This is a genomic window from Paraburkholderia heleia NBRC 101817, assembly GCF_000739775.1.
GTDB lineage: Bacteria > Pseudomonadota > Gammaproteobacteria > Burkholderiales > Burkholderiaceae > Paraburkholderia > Paraburkholderia heleia.
The window spans coordinates 186,235-213,183 of the sequence record NZ_BBJH01000004.1; the positions used below are offsets into that span (position 1 = coordinate 186,235).

Sequence of the window (26,949 nt, forward strand, 5' to 3'; positions counted from 1 at the left end):
CGGCGGCGCCGGCGGCCCGATGCCGGGCGGGCGTCGGTGCGGTAGTTGGTGCGGTAGTTGGCGCGGCGGCCGGGCGACGAAAGCGCCTGTGATGCGGGTTCACATACCTTGCTATGATCGCGGGATGCGCTTTGCGAACGCTGCGCGTTCCGAGGCACCAGAACCGATACCAGCGAAACACGACATCAGCGGGCCGCACCGGCCCAGAACCGGACCGTAACGACAATGGCAGCAGACATCGAAGCCCGGCAACGCTTTTTCCCGCACACCCAGGACGAGCTCAAGGAGATTGCCCAAGACATCCTGCGGCACGCCAACGCGCTCGGCGCGAGCGACGCCGCGACCGAGATTTCCGAAGGCGACGGCTTGTCCGTCTCGGTGCGGCGCGGCGAGGTCGAGACCATCGAGCACAACCGCGACAAGATGGTCGGCGTGACCGTCTATATCGGCAACAAGCGCGGCAATGCGAGCACCTCGGATTTTTCGCCGCAGGCGCTCAAGGACACGGTGGCGGCCGCGTACAACATCGCGCGCTTCACCGCCGACGACGACTGCGCGGGCCTCGCCGAGCGCGATCTGCTCGAAACCGCGCCGCGCGACCTCGACCTCTATCACCCGTGGAACCTGTCCGCCGACGAGGCCGTGGACATCGCGCGCCGCGCCGAAGACGCGGCTTTCGCCGTCGACCCGCGCGTGAAGAACTCCGAAGGCGCGAGCGTGTCGGCACAGCATTCGCAGTTCGTGCTCGCCACCTCGGGCGGCTTCATGCACGGCTACCCCTACTCGCGCCACTACATTTCGTGTGCGCCCATCGCAGGCGTTGGCCGCAACATGCAGCGCGACGACTGGTACACCTCGCGGCGCAGCGCGGCCGAGCTGGCCTCCCCCGAAGCCGTTGGGCGCTATGCGGCCGAGCGCGCGCTTTCGCGCCTGAACGCGCGCAGCCTCGACACGCGCAAGGTGCCGGTGCTGTTCGAGGCGCCGCTCGCCGCGGGCCTGCTGGGCGCGTTCGTGCAGGCCGTGAGCGGCGGCGCGCTGTACCGCAAGACGTCGTTCCTCGTCGACAGCCTGGGCAAGCCGGTGTTCGCGCCGCACATCCAGATCGTCGAGGACCCGCATGTGCCGCGCGCGGCCGGCAGCGCGCCGTTCGACGAAGAGGGCGTGCGCACGCAGCGCCGCGAGGTCGTGAAGGACGGCATCGTGCAGGGCTATTTCCTTTCGTCGTATTCGGCGCGCAAGCTCGGCATGCAGACCACGGGCAACGCCGGCGGCTCGCATAACCTGCAGCTCCAGAGCTCGCTCACGAAGCCCGAGGACGACTTCGAAGCGATGCTGAAGAAGCTCGGCACGGGCCTGTTGCTGACCGAGCTGATGGGGCAGGGCGTGAACTTCGTGACGGGCGACTATTCGCGCGGCGCGTCGGGCTTCTGGGTGGAGAACGGCAAGATCCAGTACCCGGTGGAGGAAATCACGGTGGCTTCCACGCTGCAGGAGATGTTCCACCACATCGTCGCCGTGGGCGCGGATACGCTCGCGCGCGGCACGCGTCAGACCGGCTCGGTGCTGATCGAGAGGATGACGGTGGCGGGGCAGTAAGCGCCTTTTCCTCCGGCTCGATGAAAAACGGCACGCCCTGGCGTGCCGTTCTGCTTTTGGGGTGCCGCGCTGCGGCGCCGGGTCGGGCAGCGCCCCGCCGATCAATCCCGCCGCACGTAGCGCACGAACGCGAAATCGAAGTCGTTCGGCGCATTCGCATGCAGCGTCTCGCGCGACGTTTCCTGCCACACGTCGGGGTCGGGCGCGGGGAAGGTGGCGTTGCCCTCGAAGTCCGCGGAGATTTCCGTCACCACGAGTTCGTGTGCGAGCCCGAGTCCCTCGCCGTAGAGCTGCGCGCCGCCGATCAGGTATGCCGTGGGCGCCTGATCCTGTGCCGCGAGCGCGAGCGCCTCGCCGAGGCTCGTGGCGGTGTCGCAGCCGGGAAAGCGCTTGCCCGCGTCGCGCGTCACGACGATGTTGCGGCGGCCCGGCAAGGCGCGGCCGATCGACTCGTGCGTTTTGCGGCCCATGATGATGGGCGCGCCCATGGTGGTGCGCTTGAAGAACGCGAGGTCTTCGGGGAGCCGCCAGGGCAGCGCGTTGTCGCGGCCGATCACGCCGTTGCGGGCGCGCGCGACGATGAGGGTGAGCGTCGTCATCGAAAGGGTAGAGGTGCGAGGTTGTAAGCGGTTCGCAGCGATTCTACCTGAGCGCGCCGGGCGCCCAGGCGCGCTTGCCCCACGCGGGCCGGGTGTTTCAGTCGTGCGCGTCGGGCGGCAATTCCGCCTGGTTCTCCGCTTCGCCGCCGAAGAACGTTTTTTCGTCGCGCAGGCCGTGCGTGCCCATCAGGCGGTAAAGCGTCACGCGCGAGATGCCGAGATCGGCAGCGGCTTCCGTGAGCCGGTGCCGGTGCCGCAGCAGCGCCGCCTCGATCGCTCGCCGCTCCGCGGCCTCGCGCGCCTGCGCGAGCGTGACGGTCTGCTGCGCGGTGAAGTGCGCGAGATCGAGATCCTCCGCCGAGATCAGCTTGCTTTCGGCCATCACGATCGCGCGGCGCACGCGGTTGATGAGCTCGCGCACGTTGCCCGGCCAGTTGTAGTTGTACAGGGCCTCGATGGCGTCGGGCGTGAAGCCGCGGATGCGGCGCGCGCTGTCCTGCTTGAACTTGTGCAGCACGTGATGCGCGAGAATTTCGATGTCCTTGCCGCGCGCGCGCAGCGGCGGCTCGTCCACACGCAGCACGCACAGGCGGTGAAAGAGGTCGGCGCGAAAGCGTCCGTCGCGCATGGCCGCCTCGAGATCGACGTGGGTGGCCGAGATGATGCGCACGTCCACGGGAATCTGCTCGTGGCCGCCCAGGCGTTCGATCTTGCCTTCCTGCAAAAAGCGCAGCAGGCTTGCCTGGCTTTCCATCGGCAGGTCGCCGATTTCGTCGAGAAAGAGCGTGCCGCCGTTGGCCGATTCGACGCGCCCGATCTTGCGCTGGTTCGCGCCCGTGAACGCGCCGCGCTCGTAGCCGAACAGTTCGGATTGCAAAAGATGATGCGGGATCGCGCCGCAGTTGATCGGCACGAACGTCGCCTTGCGCCGCGCGGAGCGCTCGTGGATCGCGAGCGCCGTCAGTTCCTTGCCGGTGCCCGATTCGCCCGAGATGAACACGGTGGCGTCGGTGTTGGCCACCTTGCGGATCGTGCGAAAAAGCTGCTGCATCGCCTCGCAGGTGCCGACCATCTCGTCTTCGTCAGGGCTCCCGGCGGCGGCCGGCGTGTCGAGATCGCACAGCGACACCATGCCGAACGCGTGGCCCACGAGGTAATCGAGCGTGGCATGCGCGACCGGCACATGGACGTAGTCGAAGCAGTAGTGGCGGATCAGGCGGCGCACTTCGGCGTCGGTGAGGCGCGAATCGTCGGTGAGCGCGATCCATCCCACCTGCTGCAGCCGCAGGATCGTCTCGAGGCCCGCGAACTCGCGCGGCGCGAAACCCGTGAGATCGACGATGCCGGCATAGGCCGCCTCCGGCTTCACGAGGCGCGAGGCCTCGTGCACCGTGCGCGCGGTCGCGACTTCCCAGCCGCGGCTCTTGAGGTATGCGCACAGCAGCGGGTCGGGCGTGCGCGCGACATACAGCAAGGTGCGCTCGAGGCCCGCCTCGGGCTTCGCATCGCGCGCGCGGCCGGCGTCGGGGCCATCCGCGGCAGGCGGCTGCCCGACCACGGCGAGACGCTGCCCCGCTCCGGCGAGCGGTGTCACAGTGGCGCCCAGATGTGGGGATTCGCGCACGATCGGCCTCATGTCATCAGAAGGTGTAGGGGAAGCGCACGCCGACGACGAAGTTCGGTGCATCGGGCGTGAGCCCGACGGACACCGCGCCGTTGATCGTCAGGTGCTTGTTGACCACGTGATTCAGGCCGAAGTTGAGCACCGAGGCCGTCGTTTCGCTGCCCGGCACGCCAGTCCAGCTGCCGCCCGGCGCCCTGGTCTTCGACTGCGGCTCGATGGCCATGGTGTACGAGATGCTCGCCGAGTCCTTGTCCGAGAAGGCAAGCGCGACGCCGCCGCCGAACTGGATGATGTCGCCGAGCTTCACTTCGGCCGGCTCGGTCTGCCCGATCACCGAGGAGATGTCGGAGAACGAGCGCGAGATGTTGTACGTGTACGAGAAGCTGCCGAACAGCACCACGGGGTCGTAGGTCTTCAGCACCGAGACGCCGGCCGTCACGTTCCAGAAGCCCGTGCCTGTGGGCAGCTTGCTGGGGGCGACGAGATTGGTATTGTCGGGCGTGATCTGCTGAACCTTGATGCCGAACGGCGAGGTGCCGGTCGCCGTCTTCACGCGCAGGCTGCCGACCACGTCCGGAATGTTGTTGGTTTCCTTCAGGAACTGGTAGTAGATCCCGAAGTTCACGTCGCCGATGGCGTTCGAATTGACCGACGCATCCGTGAGCGTGCTGGCCGAGCCGCCCGCGCCGCCGACGATGAAGGTGCTGTGCCGGTAGACGTAAGGCACGTCCACATCGATGCTCATGCGGTCGGTGAGGCCGTAGCGCGTATCGAGGTCGGCCGTGATCGTGTGCGACTTGGTCTGCCCCAGATTGATGTTGCCGAGGAAGATCGCGTCGAGTGCAAGAAAGCCTGAAAGCTGCAGCTGGCGGCGATCGTAGTAACTGTCGCTGATGCCCCAGTCCAATGTCAGCTTGTGGTCGAAGAGCGGCGCATGCTCGCGCTGCACGACTGCTTCTTCGGCTTGCGTGCGGGACGGCTCGGCGCTCTTTTGCGTCTCGCCCACGGTCGGGCTGCCGTTGTTGGGATTCACGCCCGGGTTGATACCCACGGGCGCGCCCTGCTGCGGCCCGCTCGCGGCCGAGGTGCCGGTCGCGCCGTTGGTCACGCCCGCGTCGGGCGAGGGCGGATTGACCGGCACGCCCGTGGCCGTGCCGGTGAGCGCTCCCGGCGCCGTCGCGCCCGGCAGCGCCTGGGCGAGCGGTGGCAGGGGCACAGGCAGACCGTCTGCGCCCGGCTGTTCTGCGACCGTTGCGTCGGAAGCGGCATCGGGCGCGCCTGCGCCCGGCATGCCGCGGCCGCGCTGCGCCATTTCGAGGTTCGTCACCTGGCGCTCGAGTGACTGGATTTGCCGCTGCTGCTCGTCGACCACGCGCATGAGCGTATTCAGGCGCTCTTCGATCGACTGGCTTTGTAGCGCCTGCGCGTGGGCGGACTGCGAGAGCGCGAATAACAAAACAGCTGCTGGAATGGCGGCCAGCGACACGTGTGGCGCGGCCGCCCTGGACATCATCTTCATTGTTCTTCCCCCGGGATCGAATGCGGGCGCCAACCGGAACCCCCAGGTCCCACGCCCGCGCACGTCGATGCTCCTCCTTCAAAGTCCTGCGTCTCGCGCGGGTCCTCGCCCGCGTGGTGGTCTCCTTGGTGGTACGTCTCGTTCTGAGCCCTCGGTTAATGGAGATTTCGCAGCGCCTGTAATACGCCGGTTTGCCGGATCATTTGCGACGTCATCTGCTGCGTCTGCAGACTCAGTTGCAGCTGGTTGGCGACCTGCTGGTTATTGCCTGCGACCTGGAGTAGCTGGGCGATCGCGCCCGCCTGTTGCGCGCTGCCCGGCATGATGTTCTGCGTGGCGATGCCCGCCGGCGTTTGCAGCGTCACGTTGACGCCGTTACTGCCGAACGAGATGCCCGCTTTGATGCTGCCGGTCGCGTTCGATGCCGACGCGCTCGTCTGGTTGGCGGCGCCTGGCAGACTGGCGAGCTGCGGCGCGTTGTTGTCATAGGAGAGGGTTGCGGCATTGGCGCCCGTATTGCCGTTGCCGGCCACCTGGGTGATCTGCGAGACGCCGTTGACCGAGACGTTCTGGCCGCCGGTGGCCGTCGCGTTCGGGTTGGCGCCGCTATTTGCGCCCGTGGTCCCGCCCTGTGACGGGTCGATCACGGTGGCATACGTCTTCACCTGCGCGCTCACCTGGTTGGCCGCGTTCTGGGCGACCGCGAGCGCGCCTTGCGCGACTGCGGTCGCGCCATTTGGCAATTGCCATTGAGAAAGCAGGTTCAGAACGAACCCGGAAATCATGTCGCTGCCGGCATATTTGCCGGTCTGATGCGCGAGCACGTCGTCGCCGACGGCTTCGCAGCGGATGCCTTGCGCCTGCGCGTCGGCGTTCGAGAGAAACGCCGGCATCGGTTGCGGCAAGCCGATGCCTTCAGCCGCTGGCGCACCGCTCGAAAAAGCGCAGGCGAGCGCGGAGACGGCTGCCGCGATGCCACACTGTGAGAGGTTGCGTTTCATGATTCTTCGGACTTCAGAACATGACGGCCTTATCGAGGCCGTATTCGAAGAAGGGAGTCGCCGCAGTGCCATTGAGCAAGGCTTGTTCACGCAGCTTGAGCGCGAGCGACTCGTTGTTCTGCAACAGCGGAGAGTCCTCCAGGAACGGTTTGCCGAGCACCGCGAAGACGAGGCCGTTCCACGTCCTGGCGAAATCGTCTTCGGCGACGATACGGTTGCCGAGCGCGGGGTCCGCAATGAAGATGCGGCCGTTCTCGGCGTGCTTGACGATCACGAAGTGCTCATAGCCATCGATGTTCATGAGCACCAGCACGGGAATCTGCAGGTGGTAGAGCGCGTCGGTGTTGACGCGAAAACCGCGGCCGCGCAAGCCGATCGTCTCGACGAACTTCTTCATGTCGAGCATGGAGAAGCCGTTCTTGACGACCACCTCGGGCGTGGAGAACACCATCATCTGGCGGATCAGCTCAGGTTCGGGGATGTCGATGCCGTAGCCGTACTTGAGCAGGGTGGCGAGTGCGGCGGCGCCGCAGCTGTAGTCATACTGCTGGCTGACGATGCTGCGATAGCGCAGGTCCCGCATCGAGTGGACCGGAAGCTTCACCGGCACGCCGATGAGGTGGGTCGCGTCGAGCGTCGACTGCTGCGCATGCACAGGCACAAGGGCCGCGCTGGCCGAGAGCGTCAGCGCGACGACAAACATCCTTGAGGCCGGGGTCGATACGGGCCCGGACATGGTGGTCTCCTGCCTTCTGGTATGCGCGCCGGCTGCGGTGGGACAGCCGGCGCGCGTTGCTTGCTGCGTTTTCTGCCTGGAGCGAGCCCAGTTCCTGCAGTGCTGCCAGCCGTGCTTAGTGGCCGTTGTTCATCGCGGCGATTGCCATGCCGTTGTGCTGCAGGTTGCCGATGCCGCCGGCAATGTTCACGCCGATGTTGCCTTGCGCGCCGGTGAGCGTATTGGCGCCGAGGCTGGCCGTACCCTGGAACTGGCCAGTCGCGGTCATGGCGGCGTTTTGCGAGTTGTTATCCGTCGCGACCATCGCAACCGTCGAGAAGTCCCCCTTGGTTGCCGTCGTCACGGAGCCGGCGAGGCTGTTGTTCTGCGCGTTGCCGATGCCGGATGCGACGTTCACGCCGACGTTGCCCGATACGTTGGCGAGCGAGCCGTCGCCGACCGACGCGTTCAGATTGAAGTTCTTCACGGTGGCCTTACCGCTGGAGGCTTGCGTGTTGAAGATCTGCGCGTTGCCGAACACGTTGCCCATGTCGACAGAAGCGAGCGCGACGTCGTTGCTTTGTGCGTTGTTGATGCCTTCCGCGATGTTCACGCCGAGGTTGCCCGTCACGCCGGTTGCCGCGCCGCTGCCGGTGTTGGCGTCGAGCGTGCCTGCCTGTTGCGTGTTGATGTGCTGCGTGACGGAGCCCGTGGTGTGTTCGTCGACGGTGTTGAGCGAGTCGCTCACGTTGTAGCCCCAGCTCTTGCTCGAGCTCGAGCTGTGCGACGACGAGTGGCTATGCGAATCCGAGCTGGAGCTCGACGCGCTGTACATGGAAGCGTACGTGCTCGACGAGTTCTTCGACTTTTCGCTCGTACCGTTCACGCTTGCCGAGAGGGCGGCGCTGGCCGTGCCGTCAGCATGAGCCGTGTTGGCGGTGGTCGAGCTGTTGCTCGTATTCTTGTTGTTGTTCACGGCCCACGCTGCGCCGACGTTCGTCGTGTCGCTGTTGTTATGCGAGTTGGTCGTCGTGTGCGACGTGCTTTCCGAGCCGCTGAGGTTGATGCCGGCCGAGCCGTTCTTGTAGTTGCCGCTATGCGACCATGATGCGTTGGCCTGGAGGCTGCCATTGCCGCTTTGCGACTTCGTCGACGTGTTGTTGCCGACGCTGCTGTAGCTCGTGCCAAGGGCCGCGCTGCCTGTGTCGCTATAGGTGCTGGCAGTCGTGTGGTCATGCGTGCTGCCATTGTCGGTTGCGACGTGATAGTTGGCGTTCACGCTTGCGTTGAAGGTCTTGCCGAAGCTCGAGTTGCTCGACGAGCTCTTCGAGGTCGACGCGTTGACTTGATGCGAGTGCGACGAACTGCTCGACGAAGACGAACTGCCCGACTCGCTCGAGCTCGAGGACTTCGAGAAGGAATTGCTGCCCGTGCCCGTCACGCTCCACGTGGTGTTGTTCACTGCCGTGGTGATCTTGCCGCTCTCGTAGCTTTGTGCCTGCGGAAGGAGCGTGCCGCCACCGGTCATCTGGTTGTTGTTGATGACGGCGCCTGCGGTGCTCGAAACCGAAACGCAGCCGAAGAGTGTGACGAAGCCTTCGATGCCGACGTATTGGGTGACGCCTGTGGCGTTAAAGAGATACGCCGAATTGGCTGCGTGAGCGGAACCTGCCGCCGACGCAAGAACTGCCGCTGCTATGAGGGTGCGCTTCATGATTTCGCTCCGATACTGAGTGGTCAGTTAAAAAAGAGTGCCCGCCGGGGGACGGAGCACAAAACTGTTTGCCGTAGCATTACCGGCGCCGGCTGTCTGGTTCACCTGCACGAGGCCCGTCGCATTCCTGAATGCCGCATTGTCGATGCGTACCTCACGAATACCCCCTGCCTGGGCCATTTGCCCCTGACCGCCGTTTTGAGCAGCCGCCGCGGACAGTTCCCCGTCCGAGACCGCCACTACACCAATCGCACCACTGCTGATGAGAGCAGTGTTGCGCTGGACATTGCCCACGCCCGCCGACTGATTCACCATCATTGCGCCGTTCGTGTTCGCAAAAGCGCCTGCACCTATCGTCGCGCTCGCGCCTTTGAGCCGCGCCGTGACGCTGGCGAGCTGGTCGTCGCCGTTCACGTTGATCGACACGTTGCCGGTCGTGATCGTCAGCTGGTTGGCCTGCGCGTTGTCGAGACCCGCGGTCTCGTTCACCGTGAGCGCGCCGGTCGTCGACGTGGCGGCGCCCGGGGCGATGCTTGCCGTCGCGCCGACGCTTGCCTGGGCGTGCGCCGCGCTCGCGAAGGCGAGCGTGGCGGCGCAGGCGAGCGCACCGGAAAGCACCGTGCGCCACGCGCGTGACGTCTGGATCGAACGGCTCATTTCATGCCTCCCATGGCGCCCGAGAGCGGGGCGAGCGCGCCTGTGATCGTCGAGGAAATCGTGCCGCCGAGGCCGGCGCCGACGCCGGCGCTCGCGCCGGCACCGGCCGCCACGTTCGAGCCGGTCGCGCTGCCCGTGAGAATGCGCGTGAGCGCCGCTACGCCGGCGGTCTGCGCGCTCAATGCGCCGTTGGCGTTCACGCCGCTCGAGCCGTGCGCGTTGGTGAGATCCGTGTCGGTGACGAGCGTCGCCATCGCCGGATCGAAGCTGTTCTTGGGAAAGGTCGTGGCGCGCACGAGCACCGGATCCTGACTCTTCGGCACGTTGTCGAAGGCGCTGCGCGGCGTGATGTCACGTTCGACGATGACGTCGCCGGGGTTCGTGACCTGCTGGGCGGCCACGCCTGCCGTGACGCCCGCGGCCAGGAGGCCGCACAGGGCGGCGGCGGCCTGGACCGAACGGCGGCTTGCGCCGCGCGTCGAGTTGCGAACTGCCATTCTTGTCTCCTCCGGCCGGAGTCGGCGCCTCGGCGCCTCGTCCGGTCCTTTCGTCCTGGCTTCGCGCGTTCGCAGCGAACAGGACACCGCGCCGCAAGCGGCGCGGGTGCTATCTCATCGTTACTTTCTTGTGTAGCTCGCGAGGTTGCCCTGCGCGTTCTGGGTGGCGTCGACGGGGATCGGCAGCGGTGCGGGCGGCGCGATTTCATCCCAGAGCGTCACGTTGTTGCCGCGCATCAGTTGCGGGGTGGCGGCCACCATCACCATGCCGACGGCGCCGCCGCGCTGGCGGGCAAGCGTCTGGTCGTCGAGCGAGCCGATGCCCGCGAAGACGCCGTCGTCGCCAAAGGCGACAGGGTCGGCCGGGGCGTGAGCGCGGGCGGCCATGGCGCTGGCCGGATCTGCGGCGCTCGAGGGGGCGTCGCCGGCCGGCGCACTCACTGCGAGCGTGGCGGGAACGAGTGCCGCAGGTGTTGCAGGAACGACATCCGGGGCGGCGTTCGCGACGCTGGCAACTGCGCCAGTTGCGGCAGGCGCTTCGTCCACGGCCTGCGCGCGAGCACCGGGCGAGAGGACGAGGAGGGCGGCGGGAACGAGCATGGCGGCGCATGCACTGCGGTAGCCAATCACACTGCGCCGGACCTGCTGGATGTTGAGTCGCATGGCGTATCTCCTGGTGCGAGACATTTAGCGAAACGTGTGCCATCGCCCGCAATCCATTGATACGCTTCGAACCGCACTATTGCCTGCAAATTTTGAATGGCGGATATTCGCCAAAATGTTTCAGTGCTGAAACGTGAGGCCGTTTAAACCCGTTTGGAATGCGATACGGGTTTCAAAGGAGAACGTTTGCGCGCCAGCTGCTTAACGATTGAGAGAAAGGAAACATCCGTAATTATTTCTGCACTGACAAAATACCGGGAAACTGATGGAAACATTTCCATCGGTCCCTTATCCATTCCTGTTGCATAAATTCTATCCAAGTGCCACGAGGCTATAGTAAGCTTCAGAAAAAGCCGTAATACCTAAAAGAAAAAGCCCGCTACTGGGCAAGTTGACACACACGCCACAACTCGGGGATTCACTGTCAGCAAAAGCATGCGCGTTCGCTATTTTCACGCACGCGAAAGTCGCTTTTTGCTGCGTGTCTGTACATTCAGGTGCGTGCCGTCATTTCCAAACGATGGTGTTGGCAAGAGGATCTGAATAATGGAACCTGCAACGCGGCAATTGGTGTACGTGACGCGAAAACCGGTCGAAGCGTTGAACGAGCGGTTCCACGAGCGCGGCTGGCAGGTGGAGATCGTCGGCAACGCACGGGACGCGCGGCGCGCCCTCCGTGCAGGGATGCCTGCGGGCGGGCTGCTCGATCTTTCAAGCGAATTTCACCTGCATGAGATCGGTTCGTTCGAGCCGTGCCTCACGCTGCCCAACGTCGGCTGGGTCGCGGCAACCACGACGGGGCAGCTGCAGGACGCAACGCTGCGCCGTCTGGTGCGCGATTACTGTTTCGATTACGTAACGGTCCCCTGGAACGGCGATCGCATCGTCGATTCCGTCGGCCATGCGTATGGCATGGTTTCGCTCGGCGAAGTCGCCTCGAACGACACCACGGGCGGTGCGGAAGGCGAAATGGTCGGCTCCTGCGAGGCGATGCTGGCGCTGTTCCGCTCGATCCGCAAGGTCGCGCTGACCGATGCACCGGTGTTCATCTCGGGCGAGTCGGGCACGGGCAAGGAACTCACGGCTGTGGCGATCCACGAGCGCTCGGCGCGCCGCAACGCGCCGTTCGTGCCGATCAACTGCGGCGCCATTCCGCCGCACCTGCTGCAGTCCGAGCTGTTCGGCTACGAGCGCGGCGCGTTCACGGGCGCGAGCCAGCGCAAGATCGGCCGGGTCGAATCGGCCAACGGCGGCACGCTCTTTCTCGACGAAATCGGCGACCTGCCCATGGAAAGCCAGGCGAGCCTGCTGCGCTTCCTGCAGGAAGGCAAGATCGAGCGCCTGGGCGGCCATCAGTCGATTCCCGTGGACGTGCGCATCATCTCGGCCACCCACGTCGACATGCGCGCGGCAATGGTGGAAGGGCGCTTTCGCCAGGACCTGTATCACCGCCTGTGCGTCCTGCAGATCGACGAGCCGCCGCTGCGCGCGCGCGGCAAGGACATCGAGCTACTCGCGCGGCACATGCTCGAGCGCTTCAAGAAGGACGGCAGCCGGCGCCTGCGCGGCTTTTCGCCCGACGCCATCGCGGCCCTGCACAATTACAGCTGGCCCGGCAACGTGCGTGAGCTGATCAACCGCGTGCGGCGCGCCATCGTGATGTCGGAGGGCCGGGCGATCACGGCGCGCGATCTCGAACTCGGCGACTACGTCGAGGTGGTGCCGGTCTCGCTCGCCCAGGCGCGCGAAGCCGCCGAGCGCCAGGCTATCGAGCTCGCGCTGCTGCGCCACCGTGGCCGCCTTGGCGACGCTGCGCAGGAACTCGGCATCTCGCGCGTGACCCTGTACCGGCTCTTGTGCGCGCATGGCATGCGCCATATGGAAAGCGAGCCGCTCGCGCCGCATCCGGGGGGCCTCGCTTCGGGCGGTTGAGGCGGGGCGGGGTGGCTGGCGATTGACGTCGATTGAGGCGGCCGGCGTTCGTGCTGGGCGCATGAACCGCGCGCCTGCGCTTTGCCGGGCCACTGTCGTGGCGTTTCTTCTCGCCGTGCCTTGTTGCGCCACGCGCCTTTTCCTGGGCACGTCGTAGCCCGTCCCGTGGGCGTTCTGCCTTTATCCCCGTTGCGTGATGGGCGCGCGCTTTTCAGCGCGGCCGACCCGGGACGCGCGCGGCGGGTAAAATCCTCTTTTTCCATCCTGAATCCGAACCGGGCGCGACGCGCCCGACGAGGGAACCGCGCATGAAACAGTATCTCGAGCTCGTCCGCTCGATTCTCGACACCGGCACCTGGCAGGAAAACCGCACCGGCATCCGCACGATCAGCCAGCCGGGCGCCATGCTGCGCTTCGACCTGCAGGAGGGCTTCCCCGCGGTGACGACGAAGAAGCTGGCGTTCAAATCGGCCGTGGGCGAGCTGATCGGATTCTTGCGCGCCTCGCGCAGCGCCGCCGACTTCCGGGCGCTGGGCTGCAAGGTCTGGGACGCCAACGCGAACGAGAACGCCCAGTGGCTCGCCAACCCGTACCGCCAGGGCACGGACGACCTGGGCGACGTGTATGGCGTGCAATGGCGGCGCTGGCCCGCTTACAAGGTGCTCGACGCCGATGCCGCCGCACAGCTCGCCGACGCGCAATCGCGCGGCTACGCGCGCGTGGCCGGATTTACCGAGGATGGCCGCGCGAAGGTGCTGCTCTACAAGGCGGTGGATCAGCTGCGCCAGTGCCTCGATACGATCATGAGCAACCCGGGCGACCGGCGAATTTTGTTTCACGGCTGGAATCCGGCCGTGCTCGAAGAAATCGCGCTGCCGGCTTGCCACCTGCTGTACCAGTTCCTGCCGAACCCCATAACGCGCGAAATCTCGCTGTGTCTTTATATCCGCAGCAACGATGTGGGCCTCGGCACGCCGTTCAACCTGACCGAAGGCGCGGTGCTGCTGCACCTCGTTGGCCGGCTGACGGGTTATACGCCGCGCTGGTTCACGTACTTCATCGGCGACGCGCACATCTACGAGAACCAGCTCGATATGCTCAACGAGCAGTTGCGCCGGGAGCCTTACGCGAGCCCGCGTCTGGCCATCTCCGGGCGCGTGCCCGAGTATGCGAAGACGGGCGTCTACGAGCCGGAGTGGCTCGAAAAGGTCGAGCCGTCCGACTTTTCGCTCGTCGACTACCGGCATCACGAACCGCTCACCGCGCCGATGGCGGTGTGAGGCGCTTGCATTGACGTTAGCGGCCGGTATGACCGCGCAACGAAAAAGCCCGCGAGCGGCGACGTTCGCGGGCTTTTTCGTTGACGGCGCGGCGATCAGCCGTGGTGGCGATCGTCGTGATTGTTGCCGCCTGCGCGCTCTTGCGGATGAGGCGCGGGCTGCGGGCGAGGTTGCGGTTGGGGCTGCGGCTGCGGGCGGGCTTCCGCGCGTTGCTGCGGTTGGGGCTGTGGATGGAATTCCGCGCGCGGCTGCGGTTGCGGCTGCGGACGGGCTTCGGCGCGCTGCGGTTGCGGCTGCGGGTGGAATTCCTGACGCGGCTGAGGCTGCGGCTGCGCGCGAACCTCAGCACGTTGTTGGGGCTGCGGCTGCGGACGGACTTCAGCACGCTGCTGCTGTTGTAGTTGCGGCTGAGCTTGCGCCTGCGCACGGAACTCGGGGCGCGCCCCGGGCTGCTGCGCCGGCCGCGCCTCGGCTTGCGGCGGCATTTGCGGGGCGTGTTGCGCCGCGGCCGGCTCGGGCATGCGTTGCTGCGCCTGCGGCTGGCCACGCGCCGCGTCATGCTGCTCCTGCATCGCGACGGCGGGCGGCCTGCCCGCCTCGTTGCCCGCTTGGCCACGCGTGGCCATCGGCGCGTGCGGCTGCGTCCAGGCTGGCTGATGCGTTTCGCCGCGCGCCGCGTTTGCCGCGTTCATGGCGCCCGGACCAGGCTGACCGCCTGCGGCCGCGCCGCCTTCGGGCCGGCCCGCAAACTGCGGCGGACGCGGCACGCCATGTTCCTGCGCGGCAGCGGGCGGCATGCCTGGCTGGCCATGCCCGGGGCCGCGCGGCATGGCGTTGGCGGCCGCGGCGCCCGGTTGGGGTGCGCCGCCAGGCATACCCGGACGGCCGGCTTGCGCCTGCGGACCCGCCGGTCTCTCCGTCGCGCCGAGCACCGGTGAATGCGGCGGCACGACGCGCACATTCTGCGCGGGCCACGCGCCGTGCGCAGCGGGAGAGAACGGCGAGGAGGGCGCATGCGCCGGCGCCGAGACGCGCACCACGGGCGCGCCCGCACCCGGCACCGTGCCGCCGGCATGGGCGAAGCGCTGCGCCAGGTTGTCGTGGAACGCGGGCGGCGCGACCGGCGCGCGCGTGGCAACGACCTGACGCTGATTGAGCGACGCGGGCGGCCGGTAGTCGGCGCGGCGCATGTTGGGTCCGAAGCTGCCCTTCACGGGCGCGATGCCGGGCGTGCCCGGGTCGATGCGCGCATTGCGCCATTGCCGCGGATCGACACGTTGCGCGAATCGCGACACCGGCTGACCGTGGACGAACGCCGTGGCCGGCACCGCCGTCACCGCACCCGGCGCGCGATAGTTCACGTAGGTGTTATGAACGTTGATATTCGTGATGTTGACGTCGCGCCTGTCATTGTTGATGACGACAGTCTGGTTCACGCGCTCGTAGTAGTGCGGGCTCCAGCCGCCCCAGCGCGGATGCCACGGCTCGCCCGGCCCGAGCGCGAACCACGCGACGCCTGCGGCCGCGACGCCCCCTACTGCGAGGTTGACGCCCCAGTCCGTGCCGCCGTCTCCTCCGCCCACGAACGCGACCAGCGCCGGCGCATAGACGGGCGGCGCGCTCTCGACGATCGGTCCCGGCACCCACGCCCACGAATCGTCGACGTACGCCCAGCGTCCGTAGTGGTAGGGCGCGAAGCCCCAGGGCGCGTCGTCGACCCACGTCCAGCCCCACGGCGCCTGCCACACCCAGTGGCCGTCGTGATACGGCGCCCAGCCTGAGGGCACCGAGTTCGGCGTCCAGACTTCGCCGTACTGCGGATCGTTGCGCCACGTGCCGTTGTTGTCGAGGTCCTGGTAGCCGGGGACGTCGCGCGAGACATAGCGAGCCGAGACCGAGCGGTCCTCGGCGGCGTCGCGCGCGAGCGCCCACTGGTCGAAGGCGTCCGGCGGCGGCGCCTGGTCGCTCGCCACCTGCTGCAGGTCGGTGCCGGCGAAGCGGATCTGCTGGCCGGCCGACATCGGCGTCTGGCCGTTTTCGCCGTACACGGTCACGTTTCCGCTGCGCACAGTGACGGTCGTGCTGCTGCCGTCGGGCGCCACATCCACGCGATAGTCGCCAGGGCTCGTCACGCCGAGTGCGAGGTTCGGCGTGTCGATTTCATACGAACTGCCGGGCGGCACTTCGCGCACACGCGTCGAGAGCGTGCCCTGCGCGACCTTGAGCTGGGCGGTTTGATCGTTGAGATTGAGGACGTCGAGGCTCGTTTGCGCGCCGAGGCGCACCGCCGTCGAGCCGATGTGCAGTTCCGAGCGCCCATTGGCGTCGTTCCAGAGCTGGTCGCCGGTCGTGAGCGGGCGGTTGAGCTGCGCGTACGACCAGTCGCTCGCGCCGGCCGGCTCGGTGGTCACGGCGCCGGCCATGTAGTCCAGACGCGCGACGCGGCCCGGCGGATCGCCGCCCGTCGCGGCGGGGGCGGCCGCGGCATCGGGCGGCGCCGCCTGCGCGAATATTGCCGGCGCGGCGGCGAGGTTCAGCGCCGCGAGCGCGGCGAGCGCAAACAGCGTGCGGCGCGAAATGCGCCGAAACTGGGTGATCGTAGGTGTGCGCGTCGTCATCGTTGTTCTCCCGTCGATGGGATTGGGCGCCTTTAGCGCCGTAGCGTTTAACGTCATCCCATGCTGGGCACTGTATCCGGCGGGCTTGTTTCCATGCTCGCGGATTTGTTAAGGCTTATGCACCAGATGTAACAGAACGTGTGACTGCGAGCGAAACGGGCATTTTTGCGCGCGAAATCGGCGATTTTGTCGGGTATTTGTCAGCTGATTCGGAGCGCTCGCCCGCTGTTTCAAGCCCCCGCGAGCGCGTCGAACTCGCGCTGCCCCTTGGGCGTGATACGCAACACGCGTGGGCGGCTCGTGCGCTCGATCCAGCCGTCGTGCGTCCACGAATCGAGCAGCGCCGCACCGAGTGCGCCGCCCAGGTGCGGCCTGCGCTCGCTCCAGTCGAGGCAGGTACAGGCAAAGCGCCGCCGCCGCGCGCGCAGCGCCGCCACGTCCACGCCCCAGGCCGCGAGACGCGCCGCGCCCTCGGGCGTGGCTTCGAGCGTGTCGCCGTCGCGCACCAGCAGGCCGCCGTCAACGAGGCGCTCGAACACCTGCACGGCCACTTCGCCGGCCATGTGGTCGTAGCAGGTGCGCGCATGGCGCATCTCGAGCGGCACCGTACGCGCGGGGCGCGGCGCCGGGCGCTGCGCGGTGACGGCGTTGGACACCTGCGCGACGTTCATGAGCGCCTCGATCGCCGCGGCGATCTCGGGGTTGGCGATGCGGTAGTAGCGGTGGCGGCCGCGCACGTCGAGCGCGAGGAGCCCGCCGTCGGTCAGGCGCGCGAGGTGGCCGCTCGCCGCCGAAGGCGAAAGGCCGGCGATCATCGTCAGTTCGCCCGCGGGCCGCGCGCTGCCGTCCATCAGCGCCCACAGCATGGCGGCGCGGCCGGGATCGGCGAGCAGCGCGGCAACGCGTGCGAGGCCCGGGAAGTGGCTCGATTCGTCGGTGGCGGGGAGGTTCATGGCGGCTCCTTCGTGACTGGCGATGGCGGCTGACGTCGCCCACACCGTTACTTTAGCGAAACGACGCATTCGACGTTTCGGCCTACGGTGAAGTGTCGATTGCCGGCGTCCGCCGGCAGCGCGACGGGGTCAAAGCATGGTCGGCTGCGGTGCGGACTGCGGCGCGCAGGAGCCCCGCGCTAAAATCGTTTCTTCACGCAAACGGCTTGGCCTTTCATGAAACGCTTCCTCGCTCTTGTTGCCGCCGCCGCGCTCGCCGCCTTGTGCACCGCCTGCGCAGGCGTTTCCGCGCCATCGTCGAGCGGCACGAGCGGCATCACGATGTACGGCACGATCGACGAGGGCGTCACGTTCCACAAGTGAGCGGCGAGGCGTCGTCTGGCAGTATTTGATGTCACTTTGACCCGACTGCCAAATCCGCGCGTGCGATGATGTGGACACGTCGTCAGCATCGAGTCCGCCGCCATGCCGTCTCAACCGCCTTCCCATCCGGCCGCACGCCATGTCGTGTTCGCCGTCGCGCCCGAGCTCGTGCTGCTCGACGCCTGCGGCCCCATTGAGGCGTTCTGGCGCGCCGAACTGGCGATGCGTGCAGCGAGCGGCACACTCGGCACTAGCGGCACTAGCGGCGGCGAGCCCTGCGCCTACCGCACGACGCTCGCCTCCGTCGCCGGCGGCGTGCTGCCCACGTTCGCGGGCATGCCCATCGTCACCGAGCGGCTCGACACGCTCGACCCGGGCACGATCGACACGCTGATCGTGCCCGGCGTCCCGATCTACGACACGGCGGACACCGCCACCACGCTGCAGCCCGAACTCGTCGCCTGGATCGCGGCGGCCGCGCCGCGCGCGCGCCGCGTCGCCTCGGTCTGCACGGGCGCGTTCTATCTCGCCGCGGCGGGCCTGCTCGACGGCCGCCGCGCCGCCACGCACTGGCGCAACGCGGCCCAGCTCGCGCGGCGCTTTCCCCGCGTCGAAGTCGATCCCGAGCCGATCTTCATCCGCGACGAGCGCGACGGCCGCGCGGTGTGGACCTCGGCGGGCGTGACGGCGGGCATCGATCTCGCGCTCGCGCTGATCGAGGAGGACTGCGGCCACGCGGTCGCGATGCAGGCCGCACGCCGCCTCGTCGTGTTCATGAAGCGGCCCGGCGGCCAGTCGCAGTTCAGCGAGGCGCTCACGGCTCAGGCCAGCGCGGGCGCGGAGTTCGACGCGCTGCACGGCTGGATGGCCGCCAATCTGCACGGCGAGTTGAGCGTCGAGCGCCTCGCCGAACAAGCGCGCATGAGCCCGCGCACGTTCGCGCGCCGCTATGTCGATGCGGTGGGGCGCACGCCGGCGCGCACGGTGGCGGCGATGCGGGTGGAAGCCGCCGCCCACGCGCTCGTGCAGTCGCGCCGGCCGCTCAAGCGCATTGCGGCCGACTGCGGTTTCGGCACCGAACAGAATCTGCGGCGCGCGTTCGAAAGGTCGTACGGCGTGCGGCCGCTCGACTATCGCGCGCGCTTCGCAGCGAGCTGAAAACACCGCAGACGGCGTTTCGCCAGCGGCTGCGACTGTCTGTCTTATTGCGCTCGTATAATCAACGCCTCCTCACCCCACCCTACGAGCCGCCGTACGCGGCCTTTCGCCATGAGTCAAGCTGAGATGAAGACGCCTACCCAGCCGCTGGACCGTTCGGAAACGACGTTCCGGTTCCTCGCCGAGCCGAATTCGGTGAACTTCGGCGGTAAAGTGCACGGCGGTGCGCTGATGAAATGGATCGACGAGACGGCCTATGCGTGCGCCGCGGTCTGGTCCGGCCGCTATTGCGTGACGGTGAGCGTGGGCAATATCCGCTTTCGCCGGCCGATTCTCGTCGGCAACATGGTCGAGTTGCGCGCGCGCGTGGTCGCCACGGGCCGCACATCGATGCATATTCACATTACCGTGCACGCCGGCGACCCGAAGAGCGGGCAGCTGCGCCTCACCACGGACTGCCTGATCGTGTTCGTGGCCGTCGACGAAAACGGCAATCCGGTTCCCGTGCCGACCTACGTGCCGGAAACGGACGAGCAGAAGCGCCTCGCGAAGTACGCGCTCGACGTGAAGGATGCACTCGACGCGATCGTCGAACTCAAGCCCGAGGAAGTGGCGAAAGGGCAGGTTTGAGCCATGGGCGCGCGGCTGCGCCAGCATGAAAAAAACGGGCGGCGAGGGTATGAACCACGCCGCCCGTGTTGCGTTTTAGCCCTGCAAACAAGGCTTATTGCTTCGCGTTGCCCACCATCTCGCCGGGCTTCACCCACTCGTCGAACTGCTGCCCGGTCACGTGTCCCAGCGCAAGCGCGGCGGCCTTGAGCGTGGTGCCTTCCTTATGCGCCTTCTTGGCGATCTGCGCGGCCTTGTCGTAGCCGATGTGCGGATTGAGCGCCGTCACGAGCATGAGCGATTCGTTGAGCAGCGTGTCGATGCGCGAGCGGTTCGGCTCGATCCCCACCGCGCAGTGATCGTTGAAGCTGAGCGCGCCGTCGGCGAGCATGCGGATGGACTGCAGCACGTTGTGCGCGATCATCGGGCGGAACACGTTCAGCTCGAAGTTGCCGCTCGCGCCGCCCATGTTCACGGCCACGTCGTTGCCGAACACCTGGCAGCAGAGCATCGTCACGGCTTCGGACTGCGTAGGATTGACCTTGCCCGGCATGATCGAGCTGCCCGGCTCGTTTTCGGGAATCGACAGTTCCCCCAGGCCGCAGCGCGGGCCGCTCGCGAGCCAGCGAATATCGTTGGCGATCTTCATGAGGCTCGCAGCCACCGTCTTGAGCGCGCCGTGCGCGAACACGAGCGCGTCGGCGGCGGCCATCACCTCGAACTTGTTGGGCGCGGTGACGAAGGGCACGCCCGTGAGCTGCGCAATGCCTTGCGCCACCCTGTGCGCGAACTGCGGATGCGCGTTCAGGCCGGTGCCCACGGCCGTGCCGCCCTGCGCGAGTTCGTAGAGATGCGGCAAGGACGATTCCACGTGCCTGATGCCGTGATCGAGCTGCGCGACGTAACCCGAGAACTCCTGGCCGAGCGTGAGCGGCGTGGCGTCCTGCAGGTGCGTGCGGCCGATTTTCACGATGTCGGCGAAGGCCTTGGCCTTCGTGTCGAGCGTATCGCGCAGCGTCTTGAGCGCCGGCAGCAGATGCTTGACGATGCCGTAGGCGGCGGCCACGTGCATCGCGGTCGGGAATACATCGTTGGACGACTGGCTGCGGTTGACGTCGTCGTTCGGATGCACCTTGCGCGCCTCGCCGCGCTCGCCGCCCAGGATCTCGCTCGCGCGATTCGCGATCACCTCGTTGAGGTTCATGTTGGTTTGCGTGCCGGAACCCGTTTGCCAGACCGCGAGCGGGAATTCGCCCGGATGCTTGCCCGCGATGATCTCGTCGGCGGCCTGCATGATGGCGCGGGCCTTGGTCTCGTCGAGCACGCCTAGCGAGAGATTCACTTCGGCTGCGGCACGCTTGATCGTCGCGAGCGCGGTGATGAGTTCCGGCGACTGCTTTTCGGTGGAAATGCGGAAGTTCTGCAGCGATCGCTGCGTTTGCGCGCCCCAAAGCTGCTGGGCGGGCACGGCGATCTCGCCGAACGTGTCGCGTTCCATGCGGACGTTTTCATTGCTTGCAGTCATTGGATACTCCGGTGATTGAGGCGGCGCCTTCGGCTCGCGCAGCTTGCGCTGCGTGGGAGGGCGCCGCTTTCGTGACGGGTTCGGATCCGCGTGGCGGCCGGGCTGCGGCGGCGCTGCGCTTTTCACAGCTGGCTGTCGACGGGCAACAGCAAGAATAGCCCGGTTAGGACATTTCTGTAGAAACCCGCACCTGGGTCGAGGTTGTAGGTGCGGATCATGCCGTTCTCCTCGTCGGTCCAGACGAGCGGCGAGTTGACCGTCGTGCCTTTGAGCAGCGCCAGTTGCGCGGGCGTCGCGAGCGTTACGCGATAGCTCACCTGCGGGGAGGTCGCGCGCTTGAACAGATCGGCGGCTTCATGCGCGATCGGCGGACTCTCCACGGTGAGCGCAAGCTCGGTGTTCAGGCGCGCGGAGCGCGGATCGAGATTGAGCGAGCCGATGACGAGCGTGCTTTCGTCGATCACGTAGGCCTTGGCATGCAGGCTCGAGCGCGAGCGCGAGCCCACGACGCCAAAGCGCCGCTCGTCGTCGTGCCCGCGCTGCTGCGGCTTGAACTCGTAAAGCTCGGCGCCGGCCTCGAGCAGCGGCACGCGGTAGGGGCTGTAGCCGGCCTGCACCGCCACGGCGTCGGTGGCGGCGAGCGAATTGGTGAGGATCGCCACGCGCACGCCGCGCGAGGTGAGCGCGCGGATGGACTGCACGCCCGTGTCGTGCGGCACGAAGTACGGCGAGAACACCAGGACGCTGCTATGCGCCTGATGGATGCGATCGAGCAGCGCGCGCATGGCGTCGCCCAGCTCGCCTTGTTCGGCGCCTGCGATCTTGCCGGGCGAGTCGGCCACGAACGCCCATTTCGCCCAGACGAGCCCGAGCGTGTTGCCCGCGATCTGCTGCGCGAGCGGCGTGGCGTTGAGCGGTTTGGCGTTGTAGGCTTCGGCGCTTTCGCGCCAGTGCTTGCGCAGGTCTTCGCGCGCGGCGTCCAGATCGTGTGCGTCGAACTTCTGATGATTGAGCACGCGCAAGGGGTAGGAGATCGAGCTGTTCCAGTACTCGTCGAAGCTGGCCGAGACGCTTTGCGCGACCGGGCCCGCCGTGAGCACGTCGAGGTCGCGGAAGTCGATCGTCGGGCTCGCGCTGAAGTATTCGTCGCCGAGATTGCGGCCGCCGACGATCGCCATTTCGTTATCGACGATCGTCGCCTTGTTGTGCATGCGGCGTGTGAACTGGTCGACGTTCGTGAAGAAGTTGCGCGTGCGCAGGTACATCGATTCGCTCGTGCTGCCGTACGGATTGAACACGCGGATCTGGATGTTCGGATGGCTGTTGAGCGCCGCCATCAGGCGGTCGATGTCGTGAAAATTCAGGTCGTCGACCAGCATGCGCACGCGTACGCCGCGATCGGCCGCATAGAGCGCCGAGCCGAGCAGCAGCTTGCCGGTGGTGTCCTCGTTGGCGATGTAGTACTGCATGTCGAGCGTTTTCGTCGCCGCGCGCGCGAGCGCGACGCGCATCTGCAGCGAGTCCGTGCCGGTGGCGAGCAGGCGAAAGCCCGATTCGCCCGGGTGGGCGGCAACCGGCGCAGCGAGCGCGGTGCCGAGCGGCGTGGCGCCGGCCTGCCGGGCCGGCAGCGCCGTGCTCGTCTCGCGCGGGTAGTCCGTGGCGGGCGGCCGCGTCGCGCAACCGGCGACCAGCGCGAGGCAAACGAGCGCGAAGAAGACATGCAGCGGGGCGCGCGGCGGGGTGCGCCGCAAGGTCATGCGTTGCGTAACGGCTTCGGATCGGGCGGAAAGCGCAGGCAAACGGATTCTCCATGGCGGCGCGGCGCATGATGGTTCGTTTTCATTGCACGGCTTCACGAAGAGTCTACGAGAAGCGGTCCGCCGAGGCTCGCGTCGGCGGACACACTGCGTTTGCAATTTTCGGGCCGCAAGCATCTGATGTTTGAGGTTTGAGCGCGGTTTGGGCGCGGTCGCAAACGTCCGCGCCGTCTGCGCCCGGCCATCGCGCGGATCAGCCGCGCCCGGGCGAGGCGTGCGGGGCGCCTTGTGCATCGCGCGCGCTGCCGCGCGCCGGCTTGCCGGCCCAGTAGCCGGCGAGCACCGACCCCGAGAGGTTGTGCCACACCGAGAAAAGCGCGCCGGGCAGCGCGGCGAGCGGCGAGAAGTAGAGCTTGCCGAGCGTCGCGGCGAGGCCCGAGTTCTGCATGCCCACTTCGATGGCCAGCGTGCGGCACACCGACTCGTCGAAGCCGAGGAGGCGCCCGCCCCAGTAGCCGCCGAGCAGGCCGATGCCGTTGTGCAGCACGACGCCGAGCGCGACGAGCGGGCCGACCGTGGCGATGCTCGCGTGCGTGCCGCCCACCACGGCGGCGATGATCGCGAGGATCGACACCATGGAGACGAGCGGCAGCACGGGCTCGACGCGGCGCACGGCGGAGCCCGCCAGGCGGTTCACGACAAGGCCGATGGCGATCGGCAGGCCGACGATCTGCAGGATGCTCATGAGCATGCCGCGCACGTCGACGACGATCGACGCATCGACGTAAAGACGCGTCAGGAGCGGTGTCGCGAATACGCCGACCAGGGTGGAGAGCGCGCTGATGGTCACCGACAGCGCGACGTCGCCGCGCGCGAGATAGATCATCACGTTCGATGCGGTGCCGCTCGCCACGCTGCCCACGAGCACCATGCCCGCCGTGAGATCGGGCGGCATGTGCAGCACCCTGGCGATCGCCCAGGCGGCGAGCGGCATGACGAGATAGTGCAGGAAGATGCCCGCGGCGACTGGCGCGGGCCGCGTGAAGACGCGCTGGAAGTCGGCGAAAGAGAGCGTGACGCCCATCGCCAGCATGATGATCATCAGGAGCGTCGTGACGTGCGGAGCGATCGGCGCGACGAGGCCCGGATCGAAGTAGGCCAGCAGGGAAACGAGGACGGCCCAGAGCGGGAAGAGTCGGGTAATCGGGGCAAGCATGAAAGGGTGGTCCGTGAGTGGGTTTCGTTATGCGTCGGCGCACGGCAAACGGTGCCGGGGTGGCCGGCGGCGCTCGCGGGCGCGGCTGTCTCCAGATTGTTCCTGCCCTCGTGGGACGGACGCCGCTTGCGGCGCCTGGCGCGTATTTTAACCGGTCGGGCCGGTGCGGCCCGGCGTGTTAAGCCAACGCTTCAACCCGCGCGGCTCGTCGTGGCGCGAGCCTGCGAGCGCAGGCTCATCCGGTGAAAACGCCACGTCATGAGCGCGGCGACGGTGGCGAGCCCCGCCGCCAGCCCCCACCAGAGCCCGAGCGCGCCCATGCCGAAGTGAAACGCGAGCGCGTAGCCGAGCGGAAAGCCGATACCCCAGTAGCCGAGCGTCGCCGCAAGCATCGGCACGCGCGTGTCCTTCAGGCCGCGCAGGCAGCCCGAACCCACGGTCTGTGCGCCGTCGACGATCTGGAAGATGGCCGCGACGCCGAGCAGCGTGGCCGCCAGCGACACCGTGTGCGCATTGGCCGGGTCGTCGAGATGCAGGTAGAGTCCGACGATCCAGTGCGGCGCAAGCACCATCACGAGCGCCGAGAGCGACATGAAGCCGATGCCGAGCCCGAGCGCGACGAAGCCCGCATGGCGCGCCGCGCCCGGCATGCCCGCGCCGGACCAGTAGCCCACGCGCACGTTGGCCGCCTGACCGATCGCGAGCGGCACCATGAACGTGACGGAGGCGACGTTCAGGGCGATCTGGTGCGCCGCGAGCGGCGTCTCGCCGAGCAGGCCCGCGAGCAGGCCGGTGGCGAGAAAGAGCGTCGCCTCGACCGCATAGGTGATTGCAACCGGCCAGCCGATCGTGAAGAGTTCGCCCATCAGCGGCGCCGTCGGCCGGCGCGCGACGACGAAACGCTGGTGCGAAGGCCGCAGGTGCAGCAGCGCCATCAGCACGAACGTCGTGAGCCACACGGTAATGGTCGTCGCCACGGCCGAGCCGAGAAAGCCGAGCCGCGGCAGACCCCACGCGCCGTGGATCAGCCCGTAGTTCAGAAAGCCGTTGATGAACACGCACGCAATCGACACCCACAGAAGGCGCCGCGCCGCGCCGATGGCGGGCAGGAACGAGCGCATGAGCCCCACGCCGATGAGGCTGGCGGGCGCTCCCCAGCGCAGCACGGCCGTGTATTCGCCGATGTGATGCGCAAGCAGCGTCGGCTCCCCGAGGGCGCGCAGGATCGGCTCGGCGAACGAGAGCAGGGCGAACGCCGGCACCGAGAGCAGCAGCGAGAGCGCGAAGCCGGTCCAGTAGATGTGCGGCACGTGGCTTTCGTTGTCGGCGCCGCGCGCTTGCGCGACGCTCACGCTGACCGAGGTCAGCACGCCCTGCAGCACGGTCACCACCACGAAGAACAGGTTGGCGCCAAGGCCGCCCGCGGCGAGCGCGTCGGCGCCGAGCGAGCCGAGCAGTACCGTGTCGGTCACGCTCATCGCCATCTGCGAGAGCTGGGCGATCGCGAGCGGCCCGGCGAGGCGCGCGGTGTCGGCCGCATGGCGGCGCAGCGTGGGCGGCGCGGCAACGGCGCGGCGGGAAAGCGTGGATCGAGTCATGAAAAACAAGCGGCGCGAGACAAGCGCGCCGCGCGGCAGGGTTCGTCTGTCAAAACTGAAAGCTTATTGCGAGACAGCGACCTTGTCGATCCTGATGCTCAAAACTGGTGCATGGCTGGCGCCTGCGGGCAAGTTCCCGCGGCGCTTACTCGCCCGCCTTGATGGCAATGCGCGTGTCGCCGAGGAGCACGGCCTGGCCCGCGCGGATCTTGCACGTCTTGCGCAGCTCGACTTCGCCGTCCACCTTCACCGCGCCGGAGGCGACGATCTGTTTGGCCGAGCCGCCGCTGTCGGCGAGTCCGGTGATCTTCAGGAGATTGTGCAGTTCGACGTAGTCGCCGGTCAGCGTGAAATCGAGGTTGGGCATGGCGGATTGCAATTCGAAAGGCGTGCGGCTGGCGCGCGAAGGGTGAGCATCATAAGCGATGGCGGACTTGCCGGCGTCGCTCTCCGCATTTCCCACGTCGAGGGGCCAGATGTTATGAATTCGTCAGCAAATGAAACGTTGCGTAACGTCGCGGGACCCGACGGCGATCTTCATACCAGAATGGTTTCACCCGGATCGACCGCGCCGCTCAGGTTTGCCCGAGCGGCTCCATCGAGCGGGGGCGCGTTTGTGGCGGGCTCGCCCGTCCGCAAACGCGCCTTCGGAACCACTGCAAAGAGGATACGCCATGACCCAGATTCGCAAGCTGCTCACTGCTACCGCCGCTTTTGCCACCGTGACCACTGCCGCCGTATTCGCGCAGGGCGCGTATGCTCAAAACGCGACCCAGGCCGGCGAAGCCCCGACGATGGCGCCTTCCGGCGCACCGGCCATGGCGCCGGGTGCCGCCCCGGCCCAGATGACCGGCCAGGCGCCGAGCCAGGCGCCCGCGGCCGCAGGGATCGCGCAACCCGCGCCCGCGCCGCAGGCCCTGACCGCCCCGCAGTCCGCCGACCCGCTGGTGCAAAAGCGCAATGCGAACGCGGCGGCGGATGCCGAATACCGCAGCGCGAAGAAGTCGGCGAACGCCGGATACAGCGACGCGAAGAAGCAGGCGAAGTCGCAGTACAAGGCGCAGGTAAAGGACGCGAAGATCAACCACAAGGCCGACCGTCAGGCCAACGACTCGGAAATGAAGGACCAGATGAACGGCATGTCGGCCCAGCAGGGCGGCCAGTCGCAGTAACGAGCGGCCGATGCCGATGGCAGCCGCGCCTGTTAGAGCGCCGGCCTTTGCCAGGGCTTGTGAGCGGCGGCGTCCGGCGACGGGCGCCGCCGTTTCATTGGCGGCTCCGGGGTTCCTGTAAGCGCACGTAGGTGCCGGCAGGTGCCGGCGGCGGCGAAACGTGCCGCGTCGTCGTTAAATCCC

The 26,949-nt window shown here is 67.4% G+C and carries 23 protein-coding genes; 7 read left to right on the top strand and 16 right to left on the bottom strand.

Annotated features, from left to right (window positions below):
- The first annotated feature begins 225 nt into the window (after positions 1 to 225).
- A complete protein-coding gene (pmbA, locus tag BHE01S_RS04700) occupies positions 226 to 1,596 on the top strand; it encodes a metalloprotease PmbA (protein WP_042261075.1) in 1,371 nt (456 codons plus the stop codon).
- 101 nt (positions 1,597 to 1,697) lie between these two features.
- Here the strand turns inward: pmbA and BHE01S_RS04705 are convergent, their stop codons facing one another.
- From BHE01S_RS04705 to BHE01S_RS04745, 9 genes are all read right to left on the bottom strand, one after another.
- A complete protein-coding gene (locus tag BHE01S_RS04705) occupies positions 1,698 to 2,195 on the bottom strand; it encodes a dihydrofolate reductase (protein ID WP_042261078.1) in 498 nt (165 codons plus the stop codon).
- 97 nt (positions 2,196 to 2,292) lie between these two features.
- On the bottom strand, positions 2,293 to 3,819 hold the full coding sequence (locus BHE01S_RS04710) for a sigma-54-dependent transcriptional regulator (protein ID WP_042261302.1): 1,527 nt from the start codon (positions 3,817 to 3,819) through the stop codon (positions 2,293 to 2,295).
- Positions 3,820 to 3,835: 16 nt separating this feature from the next.
- Positions 3,836 to 5,329: a hypothetical protein gene (locus BHE01S_RS04715; RefSeq protein WP_157025137.1), complete on the bottom strand. Its 1,494-nt coding sequence runs from the start codon at positions 5,327 to 5,329 to the stop codon at positions 3,836 to 3,838.
- Positions 5,330 to 5,493: 164 nt separating this feature from the next.
- A complete protein-coding gene (locus BHE01S_RS04720; protein WP_042261083.1) occupies positions 5,494 to 6,339 on the bottom strand; it encodes a hypothetical protein in 846 nt (281 codons plus the stop codon).
- A 13-nt stretch (positions 6,340 to 6,352) separates the two neighbouring features.
- Positions 6,353 to 7,075 carry a C39 family peptidase gene (locus BHE01S_RS04725; RefSeq protein ID WP_042261085.1) on the bottom strand — a complete coding sequence of 241 codons (723 nt, stop codon included), beginning with the start codon at positions 7,073 to 7,075 and terminating at the stop codon, positions 6,353 to 6,355.
- Positions 7,076 to 7,190: 115 nt separating this feature from the next.
- A complete protein-coding gene (locus BHE01S_RS04730; RefSeq protein WP_042261087.1) occupies positions 7,191 to 8,768 on the bottom strand; it encodes a serine-rich family protein in 1,578 nt (525 codons plus the stop codon).
- Between the two features lie 27 nt (positions 8,769 to 8,795).
- A complete protein-coding gene (locus BHE01S_RS04735) occupies positions 8,796 to 9,425 on the bottom strand; it encodes a hypothetical protein (protein ID WP_052405703.1) in 630 nt (209 codons plus the stop codon).
- Positions 9,422 to 9,922 (bottom strand): hypothetical protein, encoded by a 501-nt coding sequence (locus tag BHE01S_RS04740; RefSeq protein ID WP_042261090.1) that lies wholly within the window; start codon positions 9,920 to 9,922, stop codon positions 9,422 to 9,424. Before BHE01S_RS04740 ends, BHE01S_RS04735 begins: the two co-directional genes overlap by 4 nt.
- A 120-nt stretch (positions 9,923 to 10,042) precedes the next feature.
- Entirely contained in the window at positions 10,043 to 10,585 is a 543-nt protein-coding gene (locus BHE01S_RS04745) for a hypothetical protein (RefSeq protein ID WP_042261092.1), read from the bottom strand.
- Positions 10,586 to 11,131: 546 nt separating this feature from the next.
- Between BHE01S_RS04745 and BHE01S_RS04750 the strand changes: the two genes are divergently transcribed.
- Together BHE01S_RS04750 and BHE01S_RS04755 are read left to right on the top strand one after the other, a co-directional pair.
- Complete coding sequence (locus BHE01S_RS04750) at positions 11,132 to 12,517, top strand: sigma-54 dependent transcriptional regulator (protein WP_042261094.1); 1,386 nt, start codon at positions 11,132 to 11,134, stop codon at positions 12,515 to 12,517.
- A gap of 308 nt (positions 12,518 to 12,825) precedes the next feature.
- Entirely contained in the window at positions 12,826 to 13,797 is a 972-nt protein-coding gene (locus tag BHE01S_RS04755; protein ID WP_042261096.1) for a thymidylate synthase, read from the top strand.
- A 95-nt stretch (positions 13,798 to 13,892) separates the two neighbouring features.
- Here BHE01S_RS04755 and BHE01S_RS04760 read toward each other — a convergent pair whose 3' ends face one another.
- On the bottom strand, positions 13,893 to 16,415 hold the full coding sequence (locus tag BHE01S_RS04760; protein ID WP_042261099.1) for a DUF6600 domain-containing protein: 2,523 nt from the start codon (positions 16,413 to 16,415) through the stop codon (positions 13,893 to 13,895).
- Between the two features lie 230 nt (positions 16,416 to 16,645).
- Positions 16,646 to 17,368 (bottom strand): ArsR/SmtB family transcription factor, encoded by a 723-nt coding sequence (locus BHE01S_RS04765; RefSeq protein WP_042261101.1) that lies wholly within the window; start codon positions 17,366 to 17,368, stop codon positions 16,646 to 16,648.
- 216 nt (positions 17,369 to 17,584) lie between these two features.
- Here BHE01S_RS04765 and BHE01S_RS38345 point away from each other — a divergent pair, with 216 nt between their 5' ends.
- The 3 genes from BHE01S_RS38345 to BHE01S_RS04780 all read left to right on the top strand — a co-directional run bounded on the left by BHE01S_RS38345 (position 17,585) and on the right by BHE01S_RS04780 (position 19,519).
- On the top strand, positions 17,585 to 17,731 hold the full coding sequence (locus BHE01S_RS38345) for a hypothetical protein (protein WP_167337663.1): 147 nt from the start codon (positions 17,585 to 17,587) through the stop codon (positions 17,729 to 17,731).
- A 102-nt stretch (positions 17,732 to 17,833) separates the two neighbouring features.
- A complete protein-coding gene (locus BHE01S_RS04775) occupies positions 17,834 to 18,889 on the top strand; it encodes a GlxA family transcriptional regulator (protein WP_042261107.1) in 1,056 nt (351 codons plus the stop codon).
- A 126-nt stretch (positions 18,890 to 19,015) separates the two neighbouring features.
- Positions 19,016 to 19,519 (top strand): acyl-CoA thioesterase, encoded by a 504-nt coding sequence (locus tag BHE01S_RS04780; protein ID WP_042261109.1) that lies wholly within the window; start codon positions 19,016 to 19,018, stop codon positions 19,517 to 19,519.
- Between the two features lie 94 nt (positions 19,520 to 19,613).
- Here the strand turns inward: BHE01S_RS04780 and fumC are convergent, their stop codons facing one another.
- The 5 genes from fumC to BHE01S_RS04805 all read right to left on the bottom strand — a co-directional run bounded on the left by fumC (position 19,614) and on the right by BHE01S_RS04805 (position 25,961).
- Entirely contained in the window at positions 19,614 to 21,023 is a 1,410-nt protein-coding gene (fumC, locus tag BHE01S_RS04785) for a class II fumarate hydratase (protein WP_042261111.1), read from the bottom strand.
- A 122-nt stretch (positions 21,024 to 21,145) separates the two neighbouring features.
- Positions 21,146 to 22,822, bottom strand: coding sequence for a phospholipase D family protein (locus BHE01S_RS04790; protein ID WP_052405705.1), 1,677 nt, complete (start codon positions 22,820 to 22,822; stop codon positions 21,146 to 21,148).
- A 211-nt stretch (positions 22,823 to 23,033) separates the two neighbouring features.
- On the bottom strand, positions 23,034 to 23,996 hold the full coding sequence (gene panS / locus BHE01S_RS04795; RefSeq protein ID WP_042261115.1) for a ketopantoate/pantoate/pantothenate transporter PanS: 963 nt from the start codon (positions 23,994 to 23,996) through the stop codon (positions 23,034 to 23,036).
- Between the two features lie 191 nt (positions 23,997 to 24,187).
- A complete protein-coding gene (locus BHE01S_RS04800) occupies positions 24,188 to 25,594 on the bottom strand; it encodes an MATE family efflux transporter (protein ID WP_042261118.1) in 1,407 nt (468 codons plus the stop codon).
- 145 nt (positions 25,595 to 25,739) lie between these two features.
- Positions 25,740 to 25,961: an RNA-binding S4 domain-containing protein gene (locus BHE01S_RS04805; RefSeq protein WP_042261306.1), complete on the bottom strand. Its 222-nt coding sequence runs from the start codon at positions 25,959 to 25,961 to the stop codon at positions 25,740 to 25,742.
- Between the two features lie 307 nt (positions 25,962 to 26,268).
- Here BHE01S_RS04805 and BHE01S_RS04810 point away from each other — a divergent pair, with 307 nt between their 5' ends.
- A complete protein-coding gene (locus tag BHE01S_RS04810; RefSeq protein WP_042261121.1) occupies positions 26,269 to 26,766 on the top strand; it encodes a hypothetical protein in 498 nt (165 codons plus the stop codon).
- Positions 26,767 to 26,949 lie beyond the last annotated feature (183 nt).

Bases quoted from the DNA above. Each gene is read 5' to 3' on its own strand.
- BHE01S_RS04800 (WP_042261118.1), bottom strand. From the start codon at position 25,594: ATGACTCGATCCACGCTTTCCCGCCGCGCCGTTGCCGCGCCGCCCACG.
- BHE01S_RS04765 (WP_042261101.1), bottom strand. From the start codon at position 17,368: ATGAACCTCCCCGCCACCGACGAATCGAGCCACTTCCCGGGCCTCGCA.
- BHE01S_RS04715 (WP_157025137.1), bottom strand. From the start codon at position 5,329: ATGTCCAGGGCGGCCGCGCCACACGTGTCGCTGGCCGCCATTCCAGCA.
- BHE01S_RS04720 (WP_042261083.1), bottom strand. From the start codon at position 6,339: ATGAAACGCAACCTCTCACAGTGTGGCATCGCGGCAGCCGTCTCCGCG.
- BHE01S_RS04740 (WP_042261090.1), bottom strand. From the start codon at position 9,922: ATGGCAGTTCGCAACTCGACGCGCGGCGCAAGCCGCCGTTCGGTCCAG.
- BHE01S_RS04810 (WP_042261121.1), top strand. From the start codon at position 26,269: ATGACCCAGATTCGCAAGCTGCTCACTGCTACCGCCGCTTTTGCCACC.
- BHE01S_RS04775 (WP_042261107.1), top strand. From the start codon at position 17,834: ATGCCGTCTCAACCGCCTTCCCATCCGGCCGCACGCCATGTCGTGTTC.
- BHE01S_RS04745 (WP_042261092.1), bottom strand. From the start codon at position 10,585: ATGCGACTCAACATCCAGCAGGTCCGGCGCAGTGTGATTGGCTACCGC.
- BHE01S_RS04805 (WP_042261306.1), bottom strand. From the start codon at position 25,961: ATGCCCAACCTCGATTTCACGCTGACCGGCGACTACGTCGAACTGCAC.
- BHE01S_RS04780 (WP_042261109.1), top strand. From the start codon at position 19,016: ATGAAGACGCCTACCCAGCCGCTGGACCGTTCGGAAACGACGTTCCGG.
- BHE01S_RS04730 (WP_042261087.1), bottom strand. From the start codon at position 8,768: ATGAAGCGCACCCTCATAGCAGCGGCAGTTCTTGCGTCGGCGGCAGGT.
- fumC (WP_042261111.1), bottom strand. From the start codon at position 21,023: ATGACTGCAAGCAATGAAAACGTCCGCATGGAACGCGACACGTTCGGC.
- BHE01S_RS04735 (WP_052405703.1), bottom strand. From the start codon at position 9,425: ATGAGCCGTTCGATCCAGACGTCACGCGCGTGGCGCACGGTGCTTTCC.
- panS (WP_042261115.1), bottom strand. From the start codon at position 23,996: ATGCTTGCCCCGATTACCCGACTCTTCCCGCTCTGGGCCGTCCTCGTT.
- pmbA (WP_042261075.1), top strand. From the start codon at position 226: ATGGCAGCAGACATCGAAGCCCGGCAACGCTTTTTCCCGCACACCCAG.
- BHE01S_RS04755 (WP_042261096.1), top strand. From the start codon at position 12,826: ATGAAACAGTATCTCGAGCTCGTCCGCTCGATTCTCGACACCGGCACC.
- BHE01S_RS04760 (WP_042261099.1), bottom strand. From the start codon at position 16,415: ATGACGACGCGCACACCTACGATCACCCAGTTTCGGCGCATTTCGCGC.
- BHE01S_RS04725 (WP_042261085.1), bottom strand. From the start codon at position 7,075: ATGTCCGGGCCCGTATCGACCCCGGCCTCAAGGATGTTTGTCGTCGCG.
- BHE01S_RS04750 (WP_042261094.1), top strand. From the start codon at position 11,132: ATGGAACCTGCAACGCGGCAATTGGTGTACGTGACGCGAAAACCGGTC.
- BHE01S_RS38345 (WP_167337663.1), top strand. From the start codon at position 17,585: ATGAAACGCTTCCTCGCTCTTGTTGCCGCCGCCGCGCTCGCCGCCTTG.
- BHE01S_RS04705 (WP_042261078.1), bottom strand. From the start codon at position 2,195: ATGACGACGCTCACCCTCATCGTCGCGCGCGCCCGCAACGGCGTGATC.